The following is a 21,032-nucleotide window of genomic DNA, read 5'->3' on the forward strand; positions in this document are numbered from 1 at the left end:
CGACGTGATTACGCCAACCATGCCGAGGCGATACGCGACATCACTGAGTACATCGTTGGGTTTTACAACAACGAACGGCTGCACTCGAAACTGGGATATCTGCCACCGACCGTTTACGAACGGGCGATGGCGTCAAAATCACCTATCGAGGTGTCCGGAATTAGTTGACCACTACAGCGTCAGCTCTTCGATAATCGCGAGAATTCCACTTGAGTCGCCTGCTGCTCTCTGTTCGGCTGCCCGCATAATGCGCCGCCCGATCTCCAATGCCTTGGCCTGATCGACATTTAGAGGCTCTGTTGAGGCTATCTCTCCAAGGTCATCGTTAAGGTCTGAATAGACTTGTCCCATTCCACTCAGACCATCCCACATAGAGCGAGTCTGTAACACGCCCTCAGCGAGCCATAGAAGATGGGCCTTGAGTTCCTCCCACGTCGCCTCATGGTTGTCCAGGTGGAAGGCTCTAAGAGTGCTCAGAAGGTGCGATGCAGTGGCCAAAGCGACTTGCCTGTTCGCTGTTTTGAGGGAAAGTGTGCAGCTCTGTTTGGAGCCTTTGGGGCGAACTCTGAGAGTGTATCGACCCTCCCTCCTGTACAGATAAGGACAGGCAAGGTCTAACAGTTTTCTAACAGTTCGTGACGGTGTGTGAATGGTCATGAGAGCCCAGCCCGTATGGTTCTTAGGGTGTGGCCTCATCGGATGTGGTCGGCAAAAAACTCCACAGGGACTCCTTTAATACGATGCGCTGCAAAAACGCGCGCGGGATACCTCCAGCATACCCATGCACCGCCGCGGCGGCCAGCCGTGAAACCTTCGGCAACAGCCCTGTAACGGGCATTTCAAACAAGCGTATGTTTTTTCATTGACAGCTCACCCTCATCCTCATAACCTCGCCGGACCTTCAACGTACCGGGATGACGCGGACGTGGGCAGTATCTATTTGATTCGACATGGCCAGGCCTCCTTTGGTGCAGACGACTATGACGTCCTGTCGCCGACCGGTATTCGCCAGGCAGAAGTCCTGGGCCAGCACCTCGCCGACCTGGGTATTAGCTTCGATCGCTGCCTCTCGGGCGATCTGCGCCGACAGCAGCACACGGCCAACAGCGCACTGGAACAGCTCGCTGCGGCAGGCCTGCCGGTGCCCGTCCTGGAAATCGATTCCGCTTTCAATGAGTTCGACGCCGACGCGGTGATCCGCGCGCTGCTGCCGGCCATGTTACCGGACGAACCCGAAGCGCTGCACATCCTGCGCAATGCCGCGCAAAACCGCGGCGAATTCCAGCGAATATTCGCCCTGATTATCGAACGCTGGCTCGCCGGCACCTATCACACACCGGGCCTGGAAAGCTGGCTGGAGTTTGTCGAACGGGTGCAAGCCGGTCTGCAGCGAATCCTCGAAAGCGCCGACAACACCCAGAAAATCGCCGTGTTCACCTCCGGCGGCACTATCACGGCCCTGCTCCACCTCATTACGCAAATGCCGGCAAAGCAGGCGTTTGAACTGAACTGGCAAATCGTCAACACCTCGCTCAACCTGCTGAAGTTTCGCGGTCGCGAGGTGGCTCTGTCTTCTTTCAACAGTCATGCGCACCTGCAACTGTTGAAGACCCCGGAACTCATCACGTTTCGCTGAGTCCGGACTATTGTGACCCTGGCTGTATTCACCCAGCTCTAATTACCCAAGAAAGGATCGAACCATGACCTCCGTAGCTGATGCCGTACAAGCAATGAAAGCCAAGTTCAACCCAGCCGCTGCTGCCGGTCTGGACCTGGTATTCGGTTTCCGCATCGACGACACCAAGAACTTCTCGCTGATCGTCAAGGACAGCACCTGCGAGCTCCAGGAAGGCGAAAACCCGGACGCCCAGGTGACTCTGGTGATGGACGGCGAAACCCTGGAAGGCATCGTCAGCGGCGAAACCGACGGCATGCAAGCCTTCATGAGCGGAAAACTGCGCGCTGAAGGCGACATGATGCTGGCCATGAAACTGTCCGAGCTGTTCCCGGCCTAAGCGCGCCGCTCCCGACCTTCGGGGCTCGCCTGGCTGCAAACGAATCCCGCCCCTCGAGGCGGGATTCGTCGTTTTTCGCCAGCGGAAAACGGCTACCTTTGGATTTGCCGTCTATATTCCCTCTGGCCGTATGCGTCAGACATCGGCTGTTTGCCCCCGGATCATATTGCGCGGAGCACTGCCATGAGCCCACCTGACGACCACGACGGATTTAACCATCGACGTGTACTGCAAGGCCTTTCGGCAGGCGCCGTCGGTGCCTGGATCAGCCCGCTAATCGCAGGGAGTAAAACCATGCCCGACGCCCCAGCCGACCTCATCCTGTACAACGGACGCCTGCACACCGTCGACCGCAAAAAACCTCAAGCCAGCGCCGTCGCGATCAAGGACGGACGCTTCGTGGTGGTCGGCAGCGATGCCCAGGCCATGGCCCTGCAAGGCCCTGGCACACAAATTATCGACCTGCACGGTCGCACGGTGATTCCCGGCCTTAACGACTCGCACCTCCACCTGATCCGTGGTGGCCTCAACTACAACCTCGAACTGCGCTGGGAAGGCGTCCCCTCACTGGTCGACGCGCTGCGCATGCTCAAGGATCAGGCAGACCGCACACCCACGCCGCAATGGGTGCGGGTGGTCGGTGGCTGGAACGAGTTCCAGTTCGCCGAAAAACGCCTGCCGACGATTGATGAATTGAACAAGGCCGCGCCGGACACCCCGGTGTTCGTCCTGCACCTCTACGACCGCGCCCTGCTCAACCGAGCCGCGTTGAAGGTGGTCGGTTATACCCGCGACACGCCGAACCCGCCGGGTGGAGAAATCCAGCGTGATGCCAATGGCGATCCGACGGGTATGCTGATCGCCCGTCCCAACGCGATGATTCTCTACTCGACCCTGGCCAAAGGGCCGAAACTGCCGCTGGAATATCAGGTCAACTCGACCCGGCAGTTCATGCGCGAACTCAATCGCCTCGGTGTCACCAGCGCCATCGATGCCGGCGGCGGTTATCAGAATTATCCGGACGACTATCAAGTCATCCAGCAATTGGCCAAAGACCAGCAGCTCACAGTGCGTATCGCCTACAACCTGTTCACGCAGAAACCCAAGGAAGAGCTGACCGACTTCAAGAACTGGACCAGCACCTCCCACTACGGTCAGGGCGATGACTTTCTACGGCACAACGGTGCCGGGGAAATGCTGGTGTTCTCGGCGGCCGACTTCGAAGACTTCCTCGAGCCCCGCCCAGACCTGCCGCAAACCATGGAGCAGGAACTGGAACCGGTGGTCCGCCATCTGGTGGAACAGCGCTGGCCGTTCCGTTTGCACGCCACGTACAACGAATCCATCAGCCGCATGCTCGACGTGTTCGAGAAGGTCAATCACGACATTCCGTTCGACGGTTTGCCGTGGTTCTTCGACCACGCGGAAACCATCTCCCCGCAGAACATCGAACGGGTCAAAGCCTTGGGTGGCGGCATCGCGATCCAGGACCGCATGGCATTCCAGGGTGAATACTTCGTCGACCGTTACGGCGCCAAGGCTGCCGAAGCCACGCCGCCCATCGCTCGTATGCTGGCCGAAGGCATTCCGGTCGGCGCCGGCACCGATGCCACGCGTGTGTCCAGCTACAACCCCTGGACCTCGCTGTACTGGCTGATCAGCGGCCGCACCGTCGGTGGTCTGGCGCTGTACCCGCAAGGCTTGAGCCGCGATACCGCGCTGGAACTCTTCACCCACGGCAGCGCCTGGTTTTCCTCCGAGCAAGGCAAAAAAGGCCAGATCAAGGTCGGGCAACTGGCGGACCTGATTGCGCTGTCGGCGGATTACTTCCACATCGAGGATGAAGCCGTCAAATGGATCGAATCGGTCCTGACCATCGTCGACGGCAAGATCGTCTACGGCAGCGTCGAGTTTGAAAAACTCGGGCCGCCTCCAGTCCCCGTGGTGCCTGAATGGTCGCCAGTGGCCAAAGTACCGGGCCATTGGAAACCCCTGGCGCCGCTGACGGCGCAGGTTCATCAATGCGTCGGGGCTTGCGCGGTGCATGCGCACAGTCACGAGAGAGCGAGACTGTCGTCCGCGCCGGTCAGTGACTTTCAAGGTTTTTGGGGGGCGTTTGGCTGTTCGTGTTTCGCATTTTAGAAAAAACGCATAAAAAAGCCGGAACTCATTTGCAGTTCCGGCAATCACGTTCGACAGTTCAATCATCAACGAGTACGGCGTTAAAAACGAACCGTTTATTTTTATACGATGGCATTCCTGTGTATTAGCGAATGGCGTATTTAAGAATATAAGAATAAAGGTTGTTCACTACCAACTCTCCATCCTTGCGATCCAGCTGAAGAGTACCCGCCAGAGCCGCGTGACATTCAAGCACCATCTTTTCACGACCATAACGGTGAAAGATTGCCCCATCGGCAATATCGAAAAATGCCTTGTACACCCCGAATAGAACAGCACCGGACTTGTATTCAATACGCACCTGATTCATGGCCACCGGAACCGAAACACTTCCATTGTTTATCGGCTGCGGCGTCAAGTCCCCGACTTCTACGCACTGACTGCGGCAAATCATCCTGCTTTTTTTATCTGTACCAAAGTTACGTTCATACAACGTAATTTCCGAACCTTGCACCCTGGAACACGCTTCTTCGAAGGCAGTCAATACCGCTTTGGCATTCGCCATGCCCGCGTCTATGTCCCGACGTGAAACGAAGCGTTCCAACTTGTTCCCCTTCACGCTATCCAGTGCCCGCACGATGGTCGACACGTGCGCAAAATCTTTTTTGCTCGCGATGACATGAACCTCATATTCATAGACACAAGCATGCTCACCCGTTTGAAAACCGGCAAATTCAGGGGTTTCAAGGCCCGCCTCCATGATGATGCTGTACTTGTCTTCAAGGGACTTCTCAAAGATCATCGCTCCCAGATCCCTGATAAACGCTTCGGTCTGCTTGTAGGCATACACCACGCCATGCTTCTCGATCTCGTCGTAGTGCGGATGACGGGTGCGATATTCAGGCTCGTACAGCGGGACGTAATTTGAATAGCGGGAAGTTTTGAGCAGCTCATTGAGCAAATGCGTTTTACCCGCCCCCTCCACGCCAACGACCACCAGCATCTTTGGCACTGATTCGTCGTCTGCACCTGGCGTTCTGGACGCGAACAACTCTTCTTCCATTTCCTGGAAAACTTTTTCTACATCTTGTTTCGTATAAGCATATTTATTCGACACTTTCTGAAGTTCCTTTTCAGTTGAAATAAGTCCTTTAAATAATCCGGACTTCGACACAGCAAAAGTTATTGACAATCGTCGAAACCGTTCAAAAGACAATTCAAGCTAAAGCCATTTTGTTACATCGGACAACCAAGAAGATCTTGCAAAACATTTCAGAAAAATATCAACCGCAACTTCGGAAAAGCCCCTACAGAGCAAGCAGCAATGGACCACCTGGCACACATCATTAAGTATCGCGCTCAGCGAAACTTCATCGACCTATCAACGAATACCCCTATGCTCAACTTGACGGAATCACTTCCAGAAACTCCCTGTTTCTTATAAACCAATGACCCCATTTCAAACTCGAAGATCGGCCTGCGAGGTATCCGTTGCCGGCCCCTGCTCTTACAATGCCGGCACCTCCGACACCGGCCGCACCATGGATATCGATCTCGCCCGCACCTTTCTGGAAATCGTCCGCCACGGCAGCCTTGCCGCGGCGGCTGAAAAACTCCACGTTACCCAGACCGCGATCACCGCGCGCGTGCAGAAACTCGAGAGTCAACTGGGCAGCACCCTGTTCGTGCGCAATCGCGCCGGTGCGCGCCTGACGCCGAACGGTGAAGCCTTCGTGGTCTACGCCAATCAACTGGTCGAAACCTGGGAAGCGGCGCGGCGGGACTTGCCGTTGCCCGAGGGTTACCGCGACGTGTTGCACATCGGTGGCGAGGTCAGTCTGTGCAACCCGCTGATGCTCAGCTGGGCCGGCGCGCTGCGCGAGAAGATCCCCAGCCACGCCCTGCGCATGGAAATTCGTGACGGTGAAAACCTGCTGCGCCAACTGGAACTGGGGGTTCTGGATGCGGCGCTGGTCTACCAGCCCGAGTATTGGCCGCGCCTGCAAGTCGAGCAGGTGCTGGAAGAAAAACTGGTCCTCATCCGTCTGGCCGCAAGACCCGATCCCTACGTGTACATCGACTGGGGCCCGGACTTTCGCCGTCAGCACGATGCGGCCCTGCCGGAAAAAGCCAAAGCCGCGCTGAGCTTCAACCTCGGCCCACTGGGTTTGCAGTACATTCTGGAAAACGGCGGCAGCGGCTACTTCCGCACCCGGGTGGTCCAGAGTTATCTGCAAAGCGGTGTGCTGGAGCAAGTGCCCAAAGCCCCGGAATTCAGCTACCCGACTTATCTGGTTTACTCCCGCGACCGCGACTCCGCGACCTTGCAACGCGCCTTTGACCTGCTGCGCGAAGTGATCAAATCCGATGATGACTGGTCGCAACGCTGGAACCCGCTGACCTGAGTGCGGTTTGCACCGAAGCATGGCGGTTGTGTCCTCAAGGTTGGGCCAGCCAAAACGCCGGGATCGTCTAATCTGCTGGAGATAACAATAACCACAGGTGAATGCAGTGAGGCAGACCACCGAAGCATTTCGCGCCCGCTACCGCGCTGAGATTCATCCGCTCTACAACCCATGGCTGCACGGCGCTTTTGTGCTGCTGTTCGGGGTGCTGGCCATCGGCGGATTCTGGAGCACCGTGCACCAGGTTCAGCCACTGGAATGGCTGGCGATGCCGTTGACGTTGTTGTTCTTCAACTTCGGCGTGTACATGGTCCATCGGCACGTGGGGCATCATAAAAAAAACTTCGCGCGAATGTTCTACGCACGCCATGCAGGCGACCATCACAGCTTTTTCGCCCCCGGTCACATGACTTACGCCAGTGTCCGGGACTGGCGGGTGATTTTGTTTCCAGCCTGGCTGATCGTGTTGCACACGGTCGTCATCACCCTGCCCGTCTGGTGGCTGCTTGCGCAGTTCGATGCCAACGTCGCCGGGTTGTTCGGCGGCTGCCTGGTCCTCGGCTACCTGACCTATGAAGTGTTCCATGCCTGCGAGCACCTGCCACCGAAGAACCCCGTTACACGGTTGCCGTGGATCCGCCAGATGCGCCGCCTGCATGAACTGCATCACCGTCGTGAGTTGATGCAGGAACGCAATTTCAATATCGTTTTTCCGCTGATGGACTACCTGTTCGGCACCCTCTATTGGGAACCGGAGCCGACGGACCCGCACCCGACGAGAACAACCATGACCCGCATGCAGCATCAGATCGACATTGCTGGAGACCCGATTGACGTGCTCGCCTATGCCAGCAGCGTGACCCGTTGGCCGGAGTGGCATCCCTCGTCCCTCAAGGTCGATGGCCAGAGCGGTCCGCAGCATGCGGGGGGGCGGTTTGAGGAAGACATCAAGGCGGGCGGGCGTGAGGGACACTTGCGCTGGGAGGTTAAGGAATACCTGCCAGGACGCCGCTGGAGTGCCTGGGCCCATGACGATCACGGGTTGTCTTTAGTGGTGACTTACGAGTGTGAGGCCCTGATCCAAGGCACACGCTTTGTGCGCACTCTGGAGTACCAGTTCAGCGGCCTGGCGATGCGCATTGCCAATCGACTGCTGCTCAAGCGCCGCATCGAGCGTGAGTCGGCAGCGTCGATGCTGGCGTTGCGCGAGATGGCGCAAAAACAGTTGGCCCCGGCAGGAGTCAGCGCGTGAGTCGAACCGTCAAGTTTCGCCATATGCTGTTGCTGGTGATCGTCGCCATCGGCGCCTTTCTGCTGCTGATGCCGACCAAGGTTCAACCGGTGGCCTGGACACCGCCACCGGCGCCCTCCCTCACCAGCGGCATCTACGCCGACAATCAGCGCCTCAACGGTGTGGAGCGCGTCGGCGCCGCTGATATCGATGGACCGGAAGCGTTGCTGCTGGAGGAAGACGTCCTCATCACGGGTTTGCATGACGGCCGATTGATCCGTACCAGCCTCGACGGCAAGGTCACCAAGGTCCTGGCCGATACGGGCGGCAGACCCTTGGGCCTGGCCCGTCACCCCAACGGTTTGCTGGTGATTGCCGACGGGGTCAAAGGCTTGCTGTCACTGGATGCCCAGGGCCGGTTGATTCCATTGACCACGGCGTCCAACGGCGTGCCCTTCGGTTTCACCGACGACGTTGCGATCGACAAATCCGGGCACTACGCCTATTTCAGCGATGCCTCCAGTCGCTTTGGCTACGGCAGTGACGGCGAAGCGATCATTGAGCACGGCGGCGATGGCCGCTTGCTGCGTTATGACTTCCAGACCGGCAAGACCGTGGTCCTGCTGGATAAGCTGGAATTCGCCAACGGCGTGACGCTGGGACCGGATGATGCCTTTGTGTTGGTTAACGAAACAGGCGCCTATCGCATCAGTCGTTACTGGTTGAGCGGGCCGAAAGCCGGCACCCGTGATCTATTCATCGACAACTTGCCAGGCTTGCCGGATAACCTCGCATTCAATGGCCACGACCGCTTCTGGGTAGCGATTTATGCACCGCGCAACGCACTGCTCGATGCCACCGCGCCGCATCCCTTCGTGCGCAAGATGATCGTACGAGCAATGACTTTCCTGCCGAAACCGGTGGAGAAACGCGCCTTTGCGCTTGGCCTGGACCTGGACGGCAAAGTGATCGCCAACTTGCAGGACAGTAGCCGCGACAACTATTCGCCGATCACTACCGTTCGCGAGTATGGGGATTGGTTGTATTTCGGATCGTTGAAGGCGAAAAACATGGCGCGATTGCCGTTGAACAAGGCATTGCAACAGTAAACGTGCCTGACTCAACGCGGATTCACCTCACCATCGCGCACCGCATTATCCGTTTCCTCAAGCACCCTTTCCGGGTCCATGGCGGTGGTTTCATCCTCGTCCAGCGGGCGCGTGCCTTCATTGTCGGGCAGTTCGTCGATGCCCGGTTCATCTTCTGGATTGACGGCAGTGCGTCCTGGACTCAAAGGCTCGGGATGTGTCGGGATGGGGTCGTAGCCACCCTGCTCTTCGCTGGGGAATTTTGGATTCATGAGGCACCTCGCATGGAGCCGTAAATTCGGACTCTATTCATTCGAGGTGCCGGTATTTATCGCCGTTCCAATTTTTCAGTCACCGATCGTCGGTGACCAGACAGGGCGCGTCAGGACGGCGTCTGGAGCCGATCAACGATCTTTTGCTTAACCTGCACGCGCTTCTCCTTGAGCTTCTTCAATGCGTCATCGCTGGGCGCATCCGATTTGGCGGTTTCGGCCTTTACGACCTCGGCGTCCGCCTGCGAATACTTGTTGATCAGTGAATCCAATAACGGATCCTTGGTGCGTTTTTGCTGGATATCTTCCTTTGAAAGTTTGAGGTCCTGATAAAGGTCGTGTGGCACCGGCATGGAACACCTCCGTTTGTTGATCGGAGGCAAACGCGATCAATTGCGTTCACCAACTATCAGAATGGCCTTGGTCAGCCGGTTCTGTCGACCGCCTATCAGACCAGCGGTGCCCGTTCGTCGCCATGCCGCAAACGCAATAAAACCTTTGTCCGCTCGTCGACCTCCACACGTTAACGATCAATCGATCGCCCATGAAAACCTGTGTGGAGAATAACCAATGGACCGATTTACCTTGCGCCACCTCACGTTGGCCGTTGCCTTGAGCACCAGCATGGGCACGGTATTCGCTGCCACTTCCAATGACTTCGTCGACAACGCCGCCGCGGGCGGTATCGCGGAAATCGAAACGAGCCGACTGGCCCTGAAAAAAAGTTCATCGGCGGACATCAAGGCATTCGCTAACATGATGATCACCGACCATTCCAAGGCCAACGATAAACTGGCGGCGCTGGCGAAAAAGAATGACATCGAGGTGCCGGACAGCACGACGCTGGTCAAACAGGCGAAAGAGAAAATCCTCGACTTGCGCGATGAATCTTTCGATGCGGCCTATGCCAACAATCAAGTGAAGGCTCACGAAGAAGCCATCAAGCTGTTCAAGGAAGAGGCCAATACGGTGACCGACGACAAAGTCAAAGGCGCCACGGACCTGAAAGGTTTCGCGCAAAAAATGCTGCCGGCGCTGGAAAAACATCTGGATATGGCGAAAAAACTCCAGGCGGCTCATCCGGGCAAATAACCCTCCCACAAAAAGGCCGCACCGTTTGATGCGGCCGTTTTCAATGCCTGACTAGCCGCCATCGGTGTCGATGTCGGCATCGGTGTCATCCCCGGGTTTGGGCCGATCGGGATTCGGCTTGAAACCCGGGCTGAACTCATTGTCGTTATCGGTGTGGAGTTGCTTCTGGTCGACCGCTTCGTCTGCGCTTTCCGGTTCGGCGGTTTTCGCGTTTTCCTCAAGACCACTGTCATCGTTCATAAGTACCTCGTTCATCACTGCACGTGCGCGGCTGAAACAGTCGCGCCTTGAAGATTCGAAGCCGACCCGGGGACAGGGTTCCATCGCAAGGCCGAATCAAGACCAAAAGATCGCAGCCTTCGGCAGCTCCTACTAGAGTCCATGTGCACCAGATCAAAAAATCCTGCCGGAGCGAACAACTATCTTATTCGGCAAATGTCACTGACTTTACGCCGGTCAATATTCGGGAAACCGGCAAACACTTCCAGGGAGTCAAGGCACATGGCGGCATTGCAAACCAGCACACTCGATGCGATGAAAAAAAACCAAACGCAACTGTTGGCCGAATGGAGCAACAGCCTTGAAGCCAGCGGTGCCGCGCGCAACCTCAAAGAGCAGGATCTGCGGCAACAGACGTCGGAGTTTCTGCAACTGATCGTCTCGGGCCTTGAACGAGGTAACGGCCAGAACGTTGCGGCGCCGGGCTGGGACGAGATTCGCCAGTTCCTCGAAAAACTCTCCCATAGCCGTGCCCTGCTTGGCCAGGACTCGCACCAGACCGCCAGCTTCATCTTCTCGCTCAAAGGCCCGCTGTTTGCGCTCCTGCAGAATCACTACCAGGACAATCCGGCGCTGTTGGCCGAACAACTCTGGGAAGTCTCCGAACTGCTCGATGCCCTGGGCATGCACACCATCCGCACCTTTCAGAAGTCCCGCGAAGCGGTGATCAAACGCCAGCAGGAAGAACTGCTGGAACTGTCGACCCCGGTGGTCAAGCTCTGGGACGGCGTGCTGGCGCTGCCGATGATTGGCACCCTCGATTCACAACGGACTCAGGTGGTGATGGAATCGCTGTTGCAGCGGATCGTCGACACCGGTTCGGAAATCGCCATTATCGACATCACCGGCGTGCCGACTGTCGATACTTTGGTGGCTCAGCACCTGCTCAAAACGGTGACCGCCATTCGCCTGATGGGCGCCGATTGCATCATCAGTGGTGTGCGTCCGCAGATCGCCCAGACCATCGTGCACCTGGGGCTGGACCTGCAAGGCGTGGTCACCAAGGCCAACCTGGCCGATGCCCTGAAACTGGCCCTGACCCGGCTGGGATTGACTGTCAGCAAGGCGGACTGAGCCGATGGAGCGCATTCCGATTTTGCAAATGGGCAACTTCCTGCTGGTGACCATTCAGGTCGACATGCATGACCAGTTGGCCCTGACGCTTCAGGACGACCTGTCCGAGCGCATCTGCAAGACGTCGGCCCGCGGCGTGCTGATCGATATCTCGGCCCTGGACATGGTCGACTCGTTCATCGGCCGGATGATCGGCACCATCTCCGGGCTGTCGAAAATCATGGATGCCCAGACCGTGCTGGTCGGCATGCAACCCGCCGTTGCTATCACCCTGGTTGAGCTTGGCCTGACCCTGCCCGGCGTCAGTACTGCACTGAATGTCGAGCGCGGCATGAAACTGTTACAGGAACGAGTACGCGAACAATGACTGTGCGCAGCAGCGGCACTCACCCGATTCACATCGAGCAGGACGTGGTGCTGGCTCGGCAGATGGCGCGCAAGCTGGCCACGGAGTGCGGCATGCGCCTGATCGACCTGACCAAACTGGTGACGGCGGTCAGCGAGCTTGCGCGCAACACCATGGTCTATGGCGGTGGTGGCGACATGGACTGGCAAATCCTCGACGACAACGCACGCACCGGTTTGCGCCTGACCTTCCGCGACGAAGGGCCGGGCATTGCCGACGTCAAACTGGCGATGACCGACGGCTGGACCTCCGGCAGCGGCCTGGGGCTTGGTTTGACCGGGGCCAAGCGGCTGGTGGAAGAGTTCGAACTCGATACCGCGCCAGGCAAAGGCACTCGCGTCACGATCACCCGATGGACGTGAATATGCCGGGTTCAGTGACGCAAGTGCTGCCGATCGAAGACACCAGCCAAATCGGCCATGCACGGCGCACCGCGCAAAAACTCGCAGAAGAACATGGCTTCGACGCCACCGATGCCGGGCGTGTGGCGCTGGTGGCTACCGAGCTTGCCAGCAACATTCTCAAGCACGCCGCCCGGGGGGAACTGCACCTTCGGATCTTGCCTCGAGCGTCAGGCGCCGGGATTGAAATACTCGCGGTGGACCGTGCCAAGGGGTTTGATTTGCAGGCGTGCCTGACCGACGGCTTTTCCACCGGCGGCACCCAGGGCATCGGACTTGGAGCCGTGTCGCGCCAGTCTGAAGTGTTCGACGTCTATGCCGACTCGCGGGGGACGGTGCTGTTGACGCGGTTGTATCCGCGCAGCGACAAGACCCCGGACCGGCGAGTCGGTATCAGCCAACATTCGTTGCACAACGATCCTGCCTGCGGCGATGTCTGGCACCTGGCATTCGACGGGGCACACATCAGCGCCTTGGTGATCGACGGCCTGGGGCATGGCGAAGAAGCCGAACGTGCCGCCCGCGCCGGTGAGAAGACGTTCGCCCTGTCGCCCTTCGCCTCACCCATGCTGTTGCTTGAGGACATTCATCAAGCCATGATCGGCACCCGTGGGGGTGCGCTGGCCATCGCGCAGTTTGACGGTGACCACGTGAAATTCGTCGGGATCGGCAACATTGGTGCCTGCCTGATCGCGCCCGACAAATCCCGCGGACTGGCCTCCCACCCCGGCATCGTGGGCGGGCAATATCGAAAGGCGCAACCCTTTGACTATGCTCAAGTGAACGGACACTTGTTGATCATGTACAGCGACGGCCTGCAGACCCGTTGGAACCTGCAAGATTACCCCGGCCTGGTGCACCGCCATCCCGCCGTGATTGCCGCCATTCTGCACCGCGATTTCTGCCGTGGACGAGACGATGTCACGGTATTGGTCATTGCTCTGGAGGCAGTCCATGGCTGAGACACCCATGAGTCAGATTGACGAGCAAGCCGCGCTGATCGCGCAGTTACAGGCCGAAGCCATTGCCTTGCGCGAAGAACTGGATGAGACCAACCAGGGCGTTCTGGCGCTGTACGCCGAGCTCGATACCCAGGCCGAACAGTTGCGCCAGGCTTCGGACCTCAAAAGCCGTTTTCTGTCGTACATGAGCCATGAGTTCCGCACGCCCCTGGGCTCGATTCTGAGCATCACCGGCCTGCTGACCGATGAGCTCGACGGGCCCTTGAGCACCGAGCAGCATAAACAGGTGGCCTTCGTCAGCGTTGCCGCCCGCGAGCTGAGCGACATGGTCGACGACCTCCTGGACCTGGCGAAAATCGAAGCCGGGCGCATCACCATTTCGCCCGCCTGGTTCGACATGTTTGACCTGTTCGCCGCCCTGCGGGGCATGTTCCGACCGATTGTCGACGCCAGCACCGTGGACCTGATTTTCGAAGAACCGGTGGGCCTGCCCAAGCTGTACACCGATGACAAGAAACTCGCGCAGATCCTGCGCAACTTCATTTCCAACTCGTTGAAGTTCACCACTCGCGGGGAAGTCCGGGTCTCGGCCCGGCTGGAGGGCCTCGACCACGTGCGCTTCGCCGTCAGCGATACCGGAATAGGTATCGCCCCGCAGCTACATGGCGCATTGTTCGAGGACTTCTCTCAGGTCGACTCACCGTTGCAAAAACGCCTTCGCGGAACCGGGCTCGGACTGTCCTTGTGCAAACGCTTCGCGCAGTTGCTGGGTGGCGACGTCGGGGTTCAGAGCACGCCGGGCACAGGCTCGACCTTTTTCGTGATCATCCCGCTGGCTATCGCCATGGAGCCCGTCGATGAAGCGTGAAATCCGTTTGCTGATCGTCGACGACAACGTCGCCACGCGCTACGCGCTGCGCCGGCGCCTGGAACGCCACGGCTATGAAGTGCTCGAAGCCGGCACCGGCACCGAGGGCCTGGAGCTGATCGATAGCGTGACGATCGACGCGCTGATCCTCGACGTCAATCTGCCAGACATGAGCGGCTTCGACATCGTGCGCAAACTGCGCGCCGAACCCGCCACTGCCCTGCTCCCGGTGATTCACGTCTCGGCGGCCTCGATCCAGACCGGCGACATCATTACCGGGCTGGACGCGGGTGCCGATGCCTACCTGATCCACCCGGTGGATCCGGATGTCCTCCTCGCGACCTTGCGTACCTTGCTGCGGGTGCGTGAAACCGAAAATGCCTTGCGCGAAAGCGAGGCGCGATTTCGGGAAATCTTTGTCAATGTGTCGGCGCCCATCGCGGTGCTGGATGCCGAGTTGAAGGTGCACGAATGCAATCATGCCTTCGCGCAGCTGATTCAGGACAATCTCAACCCGGACACCCTGCGCGAGTGCTTTGCCGAGGATCAGGACGTGGTCATCGAGGAACTGCGTCTGCGTCTGGCCTATGGCGAGCGCTGGAAAGGCACCCTGAGCATGCGGGTCCACGGCGAGACTCGCGAAACCGAGTGGCAGATTTCGCCGTATCGCACGCCGGAACTGAGCCTGGTGTTTGTCGAGGATGTCACTGAACACCGTCACCGCGAACGCTCGCACCTGGCCCGGCTTGACGACGCCACCACCCAGTTGGCCAAAGAAGTCGCCGAGCGAGCACGAACCGAAGCTCAACTGCTGCAAGTGCAGAAAATGGATGCACTGGGCAAGCTGACCGGGGGCATCGCCCACGACTTCAATAACTTGCTGACCGGCATCATCACCAGCCTGGAATTGATTCAGAAACGGATCGCAGCCTCACGCACCGACAAGGTTCAGTTTTACGCCGAAGCCGCCTTGAACTCGGCCATGAGTGCCGCATCCCTGACCCATCGCCTGCTTGCCTTCGCGCGCCAACAGCCACTCGATACCCGGCCCGTGGACATCAACGAACACGTGCGCTCCCTTGAAGAATTGCTGGTGCGCACCATCGGCGAACGCATCGCGCTGAAACTCGAATTGACCTCTAAAGCCGCCATCGCCCTGGTCGACCCCATTCAGCTTGAAAGCGCGATGCTCAATCTGGTGATCAACGCTCGCGATGCCCTACCCCAGGGCGGCAACATTTGGGTCAGCACCTATGCCGCCTATTCCCATGGCGATCCCAATCTGGCCGATGGCGCCTATGTCGCGTTGTCGGTGCGCGATGACGGTACCGGTATCGAACACAGCGTGATCGACAAGGTGTTCGACCCGTTTTTCACCACCAAGCCGCTGGGCCAGGGCACCGGGCTGGGGTTGTCGACGATCTACGGGTTCGCCCGTCAATCGGGTGGCGATGCACACATCCGCAGCGTCGCCCGGCGCGGCACCGAAGTGACCATCATGCTGCCGGCCAGCTCCGACCCCACGGCCGACGAAGTCGCGTCAGCCACCGTCGATCATCAGGGTGCCGGCGAACATGTGTTGATCGTCGAGGACACGCCGTCGGTGCGCATGTTCGTGGCCGAAGTGTTGGTGGATGCCGGTTACCGTTGCACGCAGGTGGGCGACATCGAAGGTGCCCTCGAGCGCCTGCAAAACGATGAGTCCATCGACCTGCTGCTGACGGATGTCGGGCTACCGCGCATGAGCGGCCGCGAGCTGGCCGATGTGGCACGGGGCTGGCACGAAAAGCTGCCGATCCTGTTCATGACCGGTTATGCCGAAACCGCGATCAACCGTCAGGTGTTCCTCGGCGATGGCATGGAGATGCTGATCAAGCCGTTCCAGATCAATGAACTGCTGGACAAGGTGCGGCGTACGCTGGACAGCGCCTGAACGATCAGCGGAGGGTTCTGGCCAAAAACGGTGCCGTCCGGCTCTTTTTACTCTTGGCGACTTTCTGCGGCGTACCGCTGACGACAATCTTCCCGCCCTGATCCCCCGCCCCGGGGCCGATGTCGATCACCCAGTCACTCTGCGCCACCACGCGCATTTCATGTTCGACGACGATCACCGTATGCCCCGCCGTCACTAGATTATTCAACTGTTCGAGCAAGCGATCGACATCCCTTGGGTGCAAACCCGTGGTGGGCTCGTCGAGCACATACAACGTTGCCCCACGCTGGTTGCGTTGCAGCTCGGTGGCCAGTTTGATCCGTTGGGCTTCACCACCCGACAGTTCGGTCGCCGGCTGACCGAGGCGCAGGTAACCCAGGCCGATATCGCGCAGCACCTCCAGCGAGCGGCGAATACCCGGTTGCTCGGCAAACACCGTGACCGCCTCGTCCACCGTCAGTTGCAACACCTGGGCGATGTTCAACCCTTGCCAGATGATTGCCAGCGTCTCGGGGTTGTAGCGCGCGCCGTGGCAGGTCGAGCACGGTGCATAGACGCTGGGCATGAACAGCAATTCGACGCTGACAAAGCCCTCACCTTCGCACGTCGGGCAACGGCCCTTGGCGACGTTGAAGGAAAACTGACCGGCGTCGTAGCCCTCGGCCTGAGCCTCGGGTGTGGCGGCATACAATTTGCGCACGTTGTCGAAGAGACCGGTGTAGGTCGCCAGGTTCGAGCGCGGTGTGCGGCCGATGGGTTTCTGATCGACTTGCACCAGGCGCTTGATCGACTCCAGCCCCGCCGAGACCTGACCGCCGCTGACTTGCGGCGCGTCATCCTCCAGGCTCAACGCTTCGGGTTCGCTGTCACTTGCCGCGCGCCCGAGATGCGCGCCCACCAGTTCCAGCAACGCCTGACTGACCAGGCTTGATTTACCGGAACCGGAGACGCCGGTCACCGCGGTAAAACAGCCCAGCGGAAACTCGACGCTGAGGTTGTTCAGGTTATTGCGAGTGATGCCTTCCAGCCGTAGCCAATCGTTCGCCTTACGGCTGGCTTGGGGCTGAGTGACCTGCTCGGCGAACAGATAAGCGCGCGTCTGCGAGTTCGTCACCTGCGCCAACCCTGGCGGCGGTCCGCTGTACAGGACTTGGCCGCCATGCTCGCCGGCCGCCGGGCCCACGTCGATCAGCCAGTCGGCGCGGCGCATGGTTTCCAGGTCATGCTCGACCACGAACAAGGTGTTGCCAGCGGCCTTCAGGCGTTGCAGCGCTTCGAACAATGCTTCGCCATCCGCCGGGTGCAAACCGGCCGACGGTTCATCCAGCACGTAGATCACGCCGAACAACTGCGAACCCAATTGCGTCGCCAGACGCAGACGCTGCAACTCACCGGACGACAGCGTCGGCGTGCTGCGTTCCAGCGCCAGGTAACCGAGCCCCAGATCGGTCAACGTGCTGACCCGTTCCAGCAAATCCTGTGCGATCCGCTGCGCGGCCAGGCGTTTCTCCACTGACAGGTTCGGTGTGTGGCGTACATCCGGCGCGTTGGCGTGACCACTGGCACCGTGGGCCACACGTTGCTCGCGGGCTTCGCGGGTCTGGTCGTGCGTCAATACCTCACCCGCCGCCTCGGTCTGTTCGAGGTAGCTGTGAGCGGCCACTGGTTTCAAGACTTCGGCCACTTGCAGCAAAGGCATCTGCGACAACTCGCCGATGTCGTAACCGGCAAAGGTCACCGACAACGCCTCGCGCTTGAGCCGTTTGCCGTCGCACAACGGGCACGGGCTGCCGAGCATGAATTGCGCGACGCGCTTCTTCATCAACGCGCTTTGGGAATGGCTGAAGGTGTGCAGGATGTAGCGCCGGGCGCCGGTGAACGTACCCTGGTAACTCGGTTCCATGTTGCGTTTGAGCGCGACTCTGGTTTCTTCGGGGGTGAGCCCGGCATACACCGGTACCGTGGGTGTTTCTTCGGTGAAGAGAATCCAGTCGCGCTGCTTTTTTGGCAGGTCACGCCAGGGTTTGTCGACGTCGTACCCCATCGTCACCAGGATGTCGCGCAGGTTCTGTCCCTGCCAGGCGGTAGGCCAGGAGGCGACCGCGCGCTGGCGAATGGTCAGGCTCGGGTCCGGCACCATCAACGCTTCGGTGACTTCATACACCCGCCCCAACCCATGACATTCGGGGCACGCGCCCTGAGGCGTGTTGGGCGAAAAATCTTCCGCATAGAGCATCGGTTGCCCCGGCGGATAACTGCCGGCCCGGGAGTACAGCATGCGGATCAGGCTCGACAACGTCGTCACGCTGCCCACCGAAGAGCGCGTGCTCGGCGTACCTCGTTGTTGCTGAAGCGCCACCGCGGGCGGCAAGTCTTCGATGGAGTCGACGTCCGGCACACCGACCTGATCGATCAGGCGCCGCGCATAAGGCGCCACGGATTCGAAATAGCGGCGTTGCGCTTCGGCGTAGAGGGTCGAGAATGCCAGCGACGATTTCCCCGAGCCGGACACGCCAGTGAACACCACCAGAGCATTCCGGGGGATGTCGACATCGACGTTTTTCAGATTGTGTTCCCGGGCGCCGCGCACCCTGACCATGCCTGAGGGGGGATTGGATGTCATGAGCAGCCTTGATTGGAAGGTTCAAAGAAATGCGGCTCCTACGGGGTCGATCGTTCCCACTCTGTGGGAACGATCGAATCGGGTCAGCCGTTGAGGACGGTGCGAACCATCTGTGTGAGCGCCTCGGGACCGTAGGGTTTGCTCAGCAGATAGGTGTCGGGGCTGAGTTGGTGATTGCGCGAAATAATGTCACGGGTGTGGCCCGAGGTGAACAGCACGGCCACCGGCGGCGTCTGCACCTTGGCCCAGGCGGCCAGGTCCGAGCTTTTGATCAGGCCGGGCATGACCACGTCGGTGAAAATCAGGTCCACCGCCGCGCCATCCAGCAACATCTGCATGGCGGCGTCGCCGTTGGCAGCCGTCAGGACTTGATAGCCTTCTTCGCTGAGTAATTCCACCGCAGTGCTGCGCACCGCCTCGTTGTCCTCAACCACCAGAATGGTTTCGTGTCCGCCTGGCTGGTGCGGGTCATGACGTGTCGTTTCGTTGAGCATCGGGCGCAGGCTGCGAGGGAAATACAGCTGCACCCGAGTGCCCTGCCCGACCACGCTGGAAATCTCGATATGGCCGCCACTCTGCTTGACGAAACCGAACACCATGCTCAGGCCTAGCCCCGTGCCCTGACCATCGGCCTTGGTGGTAAAAAACGGTTCGAAAGCCTGCGCGAGCACCTGCGGCGACATGCCGACACCCCTGTCAGCCACCGCTACACAGACATAGTCGCCGGCAACGATGCCCTTGCCTGCACAAAACTTGCTATCAAGGGCGATGTTCTCAGCGCTCAGGTCAATGGTCCCCTCGCCTTTCATGGCGTCCCGGGCATTGATCGCCAGATTGAGGATGGCGTTTTCCAGTTGATTGCGGTCCACGTAGATGTACCAAAGGGCTTTGGCCGCGCTGACATTGATCTGGATAGTTTCCCCCAGCGCTCGCTGCAACAATTCCCCGACTCCATCGAAGACCTGCCGCAGATCGCAGACCGCTGGCGACAAGGGTTGACGACGGGCGAACGCGAGCAATTGCGAAGACAGTTTGGCGCCACGTTCGACCGCGGCAATCGAAGCGCTGACCCGGCGCTGCACATTGGCGTTGTCCGGTTCATGCCGCGCCAACAAATGCAGGTTGCCGGCGATCACCTGCAAAAGGTTGTTGAAGTCATGGGCCACGCCGCCGGTGAGACCGCCGATGGCTTCGAGTTTCTGCGATTGCCGCAGTTGTTCTTCAGCGGCCAGCCGCGCTTCGACTTCGTCGGCAACGCGCTGTTCCAGATTGCGGGTGAACTTGAGCAGGGATTCTTCGGCGGTCTTGCGTTCGTGGATGTCGATCAACACCCCGGGGAAACGGAACGGTTCACCTTGCTCATTGAACTCGCAGCCACCACTCGCCTGCACCCACAGATAACTGCCATCCGGACGCAGGACCCGATACTCGGCGTTAAAGGGTTCGCCGGTTTTCACTGATTGATTGATCTGCTCCTGCACCCAGCTGCGGTCATCGGGATGGATCCGTGCTTCGGCGATGTCCGTTGGCAGATCGGCCAGGTTTTGCTCCGGCGGGTAGGAAAAGGTGCGGGCGAAACGCTCGTCACCGGAGAGCGCATTGCCCGTGATGTCCCACACGAACGAGCCGAGCAAAGCCCCGGCATTGAGTGCCAGGCGCACCCGTTCGTTGTCGGCGTGATAGGCGTCCTCGGCGGCCTGACGGCGGCGTTCGGAAATCACATGCTCGGTGGTCTCGACCACCATCGCCATGACCCCGGCCGGTTTCCCGTCATCATCCGCCACCGGGCTGTAATAGAGGTCCAGCCAAACGTCTTCGGGAATGCCGTCCCTCAAAAGCACAAGCTCTTTATTGCGATAGGACAAGGTGCCGCCGGCCAGGCAGGTATCGACCACATGCCGATTGAAGTCGGCGACTTCCGGCCAGCCCAGTTCCACCGGGGAGCCCAACAGGTAAGGATGGCGGCCACCGGCGAACTTCGAGTACGCATCGTTATAGATCATGTAACCCGGTCGGCCCCACAGCATCACCATCGGCAGTGGGGACGCGAGCATCAACTGCACCGCGCTGCACAGGCTTCTGGGCCAGGTCTCCATGTTCCCAAGCTCAGTCAGGCTCCAATCGAACGCGCGGATGCGCCCGGCCATTTCACCGTTCCAGCCTGCACACCCATGGCAATCGTCTAGAAACTGCATCGACTGACTCTGTATCCCTGTAGAGGTCTGGCTTAAGGGATCGCAACGGTATTAGGACGGTGCGTGC

At 59.3% G+C, this 21,032-nt stretch carries 20 protein-coding genes; 14 read left to right on the top strand and 6 right to left on the bottom strand.

Annotated elements, in window-relative coordinates:
• The 4 genes from FQ187_RS30865 to FQ187_RS10595 all read left to right on the top strand — a co-directional run.
• Positions 1 to 168 (top strand): IS3 family transposase (locus FQ187_RS30865; RefSeq protein ID WP_371925534.1); only part of this gene is annotated, 168 nt, incomplete at its 5' end.
• 757 nt (positions 169 to 925) lie between these two features.
• Positions 926 to 1,636 carry a histidine phosphatase family protein gene (locus tag FQ187_RS10585; RefSeq protein WP_149629414.1) on the top strand — a complete coding sequence of 237 codons (711 nt, stop codon included), beginning with the start codon at positions 926 to 928 and terminating at the stop codon, positions 1,634 to 1,636.
• A 64-nt stretch (positions 1,637 to 1,700) separates the two neighbouring features.
• Positions 1,701 to 2,015: an SCP2 sterol-binding domain-containing protein gene (locus tag FQ187_RS10590; RefSeq protein WP_149629415.1), complete on the top strand. Its 315-nt coding sequence runs from the start codon at positions 1,701 to 1,703 to the stop codon at positions 2,013 to 2,015.
• 294 nt (positions 2,016 to 2,309) lie between these two features.
• On the top strand, positions 2,310 to 4,157 hold the full coding sequence (locus FQ187_RS10595) for an amidohydrolase (RefSeq protein ID WP_149629416.1): 1,848 nt from the start codon (positions 2,310 to 2,312) through the stop codon (positions 4,155 to 4,157).
• A 124-nt stretch (positions 4,158 to 4,281) separates the two neighbouring features.
• On the opposite strand, the gene FQ187_RS10600 is transcribed toward FQ187_RS10595, so the two are convergent.
• Positions 4,282 to 5,253: a zeta toxin family protein gene (locus tag FQ187_RS10600; protein WP_149629417.1), complete on the bottom strand. Its 972-nt coding sequence runs from the start codon at positions 5,251 to 5,253 to the stop codon at positions 4,282 to 4,284.
• Between the two features lie 424 nt (positions 5,254 to 5,677).
• Between FQ187_RS10600 and FQ187_RS10605 the strand changes: the two genes are divergently transcribed.
• The 3 genes from FQ187_RS10605 (at position 5,678) to FQ187_RS10615 (ending at position 8,881) form a co-directional block, all read left to right on the top strand.
• Positions 5,678 to 6,541, top strand: coding sequence for a LysR family transcriptional regulator (locus FQ187_RS10605; protein WP_149629418.1), 864 nt, complete (start codon positions 5,678 to 5,680; stop codon positions 6,539 to 6,541).
• 106 nt (positions 6,542 to 6,647) lie between these two features.
• Positions 6,648 to 7,793, top strand: coding sequence for an SRPBCC family protein (locus FQ187_RS10610; RefSeq protein WP_149629419.1), 1,146 nt, complete (start codon positions 6,648 to 6,650; stop codon positions 7,791 to 7,793).
• 23 nt (positions 7,794 to 7,816) lie between these two features.
• The gene (locus tag FQ187_RS10615) at positions 7,817 to 8,881 is read left to right on the top strand and encodes an SMP-30/gluconolactonase/LRE family protein (RefSeq protein ID WP_371925535.1); all 1,065 of its coding nucleotides are present in this window, start codon (positions 7,817 to 7,819) and stop codon (positions 8,879 to 8,881) included.
• 11 nt (positions 8,882 to 8,892) lie between these two features.
• Here FQ187_RS10615 and FQ187_RS10620 read toward each other — a convergent pair whose 3' ends face one another.
• Both FQ187_RS10620 and FQ187_RS10625 read right to left on the bottom strand, forming a co-directional pair.
• Positions 8,893 to 9,132 (bottom strand): hypothetical protein, encoded by a 240-nt coding sequence (locus FQ187_RS10620; RefSeq protein WP_149629421.1) that lies wholly within the window; start codon positions 9,130 to 9,132, stop codon positions 8,893 to 8,895.
• Between the two features lie 110 nt (positions 9,133 to 9,242).
• Positions 9,243 to 9,485 (bottom strand): DUF465 domain-containing protein, encoded by a 243-nt coding sequence (locus FQ187_RS10625; RefSeq protein ID WP_076030754.1) that lies wholly within the window; start codon positions 9,483 to 9,485, stop codon positions 9,243 to 9,245.
• A 217-nt stretch (positions 9,486 to 9,702) separates the two neighbouring features.
• On the opposite strand from FQ187_RS10625, the gene FQ187_RS10630 reads away from it, so the two are divergent.
• Entirely contained in the window at positions 9,703 to 10,224 is a 522-nt protein-coding gene (locus tag FQ187_RS10630; protein ID WP_149629422.1) for a DUF4142 domain-containing protein, read from the top strand.
• A gap of 51 nt (positions 10,225 to 10,275) precedes the next feature.
• Here the strand turns inward: FQ187_RS10630 and FQ187_RS10635 are convergent, their stop codons facing one another.
• Positions 10,276 to 10,464 carry a hypothetical protein gene (locus tag FQ187_RS10635; RefSeq protein ID WP_149629423.1) on the bottom strand — a complete coding sequence of 63 codons (189 nt, stop codon included), beginning with the start codon at positions 10,462 to 10,464 and terminating at the stop codon, positions 10,276 to 10,278.
• Between the two features lie 261 nt (positions 10,465 to 10,725).
• On the opposite strand from FQ187_RS10635, the gene FQ187_RS10640 reads away from it, so the two are divergent.
• Genes FQ187_RS10640 through FQ187_RS10665 form a run of 6 tightly spaced genes read left to right on the top strand, consistent with a single transcriptional unit; the run spans position 10,726 to position 16,147 of the window.
• A complete protein-coding gene (locus tag FQ187_RS10640; RefSeq protein WP_149629424.1) occupies positions 10,726 to 11,577 on the top strand; it encodes an STAS domain-containing protein in 852 nt (283 codons plus the stop codon).
• A 4-nt stretch (positions 11,578 to 11,581) separates the two neighbouring features.
• Entirely contained in the window at positions 11,582 to 11,944 is a 363-nt protein-coding gene (locus tag FQ187_RS10645; RefSeq protein ID WP_149629425.1) for an STAS domain-containing protein, read from the top strand.
• Positions 11,941 to 12,345: an anti-sigma regulatory factor gene (locus tag FQ187_RS10650; protein WP_149629426.1), complete on the top strand. Its 405-nt coding sequence runs from the start codon at positions 11,941 to 11,943 to the stop codon at positions 12,343 to 12,345. The genes FQ187_RS10645 and FQ187_RS10650 overlap by 4 nt, the downstream gene beginning before the upstream one ends.
• Positions 12,336 to 13,346: an ATP-binding protein gene (locus tag FQ187_RS10655; RefSeq protein ID WP_371925532.1), complete on the top strand. Its 1,011-nt coding sequence runs from the start codon at positions 12,336 to 12,338 to the stop codon at positions 13,344 to 13,346. Before FQ187_RS10650 ends, FQ187_RS10655 begins: the two co-directional genes overlap by 10 nt.
• The gene (locus tag FQ187_RS10660; RefSeq protein ID WP_149629427.1) at positions 13,339 to 14,214 is read left to right on the top strand and encodes a sensor histidine kinase KdpD; all 876 of its coding nucleotides are present in this window, start codon (positions 13,339 to 13,341) and stop codon (positions 14,212 to 14,214) included. Before FQ187_RS10655 ends, FQ187_RS10660 begins: the two co-directional genes overlap by 8 nt.
• Positions 14,204 to 16,147, top strand: coding sequence for a response regulator (locus FQ187_RS10665; protein ID WP_149629428.1), 1,944 nt, complete (start codon positions 14,204 to 14,206; stop codon positions 16,145 to 16,147). Before FQ187_RS10660 ends, FQ187_RS10665 begins: the two co-directional genes overlap by 11 nt.
• 4 nt (positions 16,148 to 16,151) lie before the next feature.
• On the opposite strand, the gene uvrA is transcribed toward FQ187_RS10665, so the two are convergent.
• Together uvrA and FQ187_RS10675 are read right to left on the bottom strand one after the other, a co-directional pair.
• A complete protein-coding gene (uvrA, locus tag FQ187_RS10670) occupies positions 16,152 to 18,770 on the bottom strand; it encodes an excinuclease ABC subunit UvrA (protein WP_149629429.1) in 2,619 nt (872 codons plus the stop codon).
• A gap of 83 nt (positions 18,771 to 18,853) precedes the next feature.
• The gene (locus FQ187_RS10675) at positions 18,854 to 20,965 is read right to left on the bottom strand and encodes a PAS domain-containing sensor histidine kinase (RefSeq protein ID WP_149629430.1); all 2,112 of its coding nucleotides are present in this window, start codon (positions 20,963 to 20,965) and stop codon (positions 18,854 to 18,856) included.
• Between the last annotated feature and the right edge of the window lie 67 nt (positions 20,966 to 21,032).

The sequence above is a fragment of the Pseudomonas sp. ANT_J28 genome, assembly GCF_008370005.1.
Taxonomy (GTDB): domain Bacteria; phylum Pseudomonadota; class Gammaproteobacteria; order Pseudomonadales; family Pseudomonadaceae; genus Aquipseudomonas; species Aquipseudomonas frigoris.

Excerpts from the sequence above, each read along its gene's own strand:
- FQ187_RS10595 (WP_149629416.1), top strand. The coding sequence starts at position 2,310 with ATGCCCGACGCCCCAGCCGACCTCATCCTGTACAACGGACGCCTGCAC.
- FQ187_RS10675 (WP_149629430.1), bottom strand. The coding sequence starts at position 20,965 with ATGCAGTTTCTAGACGATTGCCATGGGTGTGCAGGCTGGAACGGTGAA.
- FQ187_RS10655 (WP_371925532.1), top strand. The coding sequence starts at position 12,336 with ATGGACGTGAATATGCCGGGTTCAGTGACGCAAGTGCTGCCGATCGAA.
- FQ187_RS10640 (WP_149629424.1), top strand. The coding sequence starts at position 10,726 with ATGGCGGCATTGCAAACCAGCACACTCGATGCGATGAAAAAAAACCAA.
- FQ187_RS10630 (WP_149629422.1), top strand. The coding sequence starts at position 9,703 with ATGGACCGATTTACCTTGCGCCACCTCACGTTGGCCGTTGCCTTGAGC.
- FQ187_RS10625 (WP_076030754.1), bottom strand. The coding sequence starts at position 9,485 with ATGCCGGTGCCACACGACCTTTATCAGGACCTCAAACTTTCAAAGGAA.
- FQ187_RS10665 (WP_149629428.1), top strand. The coding sequence starts at position 14,204 with ATGAAGCGTGAAATCCGTTTGCTGATCGTCGACGACAACGTCGCCACG.
- FQ187_RS10660 (WP_149629427.1), top strand. The coding sequence starts at position 13,339 with ATGGCTGAGACACCCATGAGTCAGATTGACGAGCAAGCCGCGCTGATC.
- FQ187_RS10615 (WP_371925535.1), top strand. The coding sequence starts at position 7,817 with ATGCTGTTGCTGGTGATCGTCGCCATCGGCGCCTTTCTGCTGCTGATG.
- FQ187_RS10590 (WP_149629415.1), top strand. The coding sequence starts at position 1,701 with ATGACCTCCGTAGCTGATGCCGTACAAGCAATGAAAGCCAAGTTCAAC.
- FQ187_RS10650 (WP_149629426.1), top strand. The coding sequence starts at position 11,941 with ATGACTGTGCGCAGCAGCGGCACTCACCCGATTCACATCGAGCAGGAC.
- FQ187_RS10645 (WP_149629425.1), top strand. The coding sequence starts at position 11,582 with ATGGAGCGCATTCCGATTTTGCAAATGGGCAACTTCCTGCTGGTGACC.
- FQ187_RS10605 (WP_149629418.1), top strand. The coding sequence starts at position 5,678 with ATGGATATCGATCTCGCCCGCACCTTTCTGGAAATCGTCCGCCACGGC.
- FQ187_RS10620 (WP_149629421.1), bottom strand. The coding sequence starts at position 9,132 with ATGAATCCAAAATTCCCCAGCGAAGAGCAGGGTGGCTACGACCCCATC.
- uvrA (WP_149629429.1), bottom strand. The coding sequence starts at position 18,770 with ATGACATCCAATCCCCCCTCAGGCATGGTCAGGGTGCGCGGCGCCCGG.
- FQ187_RS10635 (WP_149629423.1), bottom strand. The coding sequence starts at position 10,464 with ATGAACGATGACAGTGGTCTTGAGGAAAACGCGAAAACCGCCGAACCG.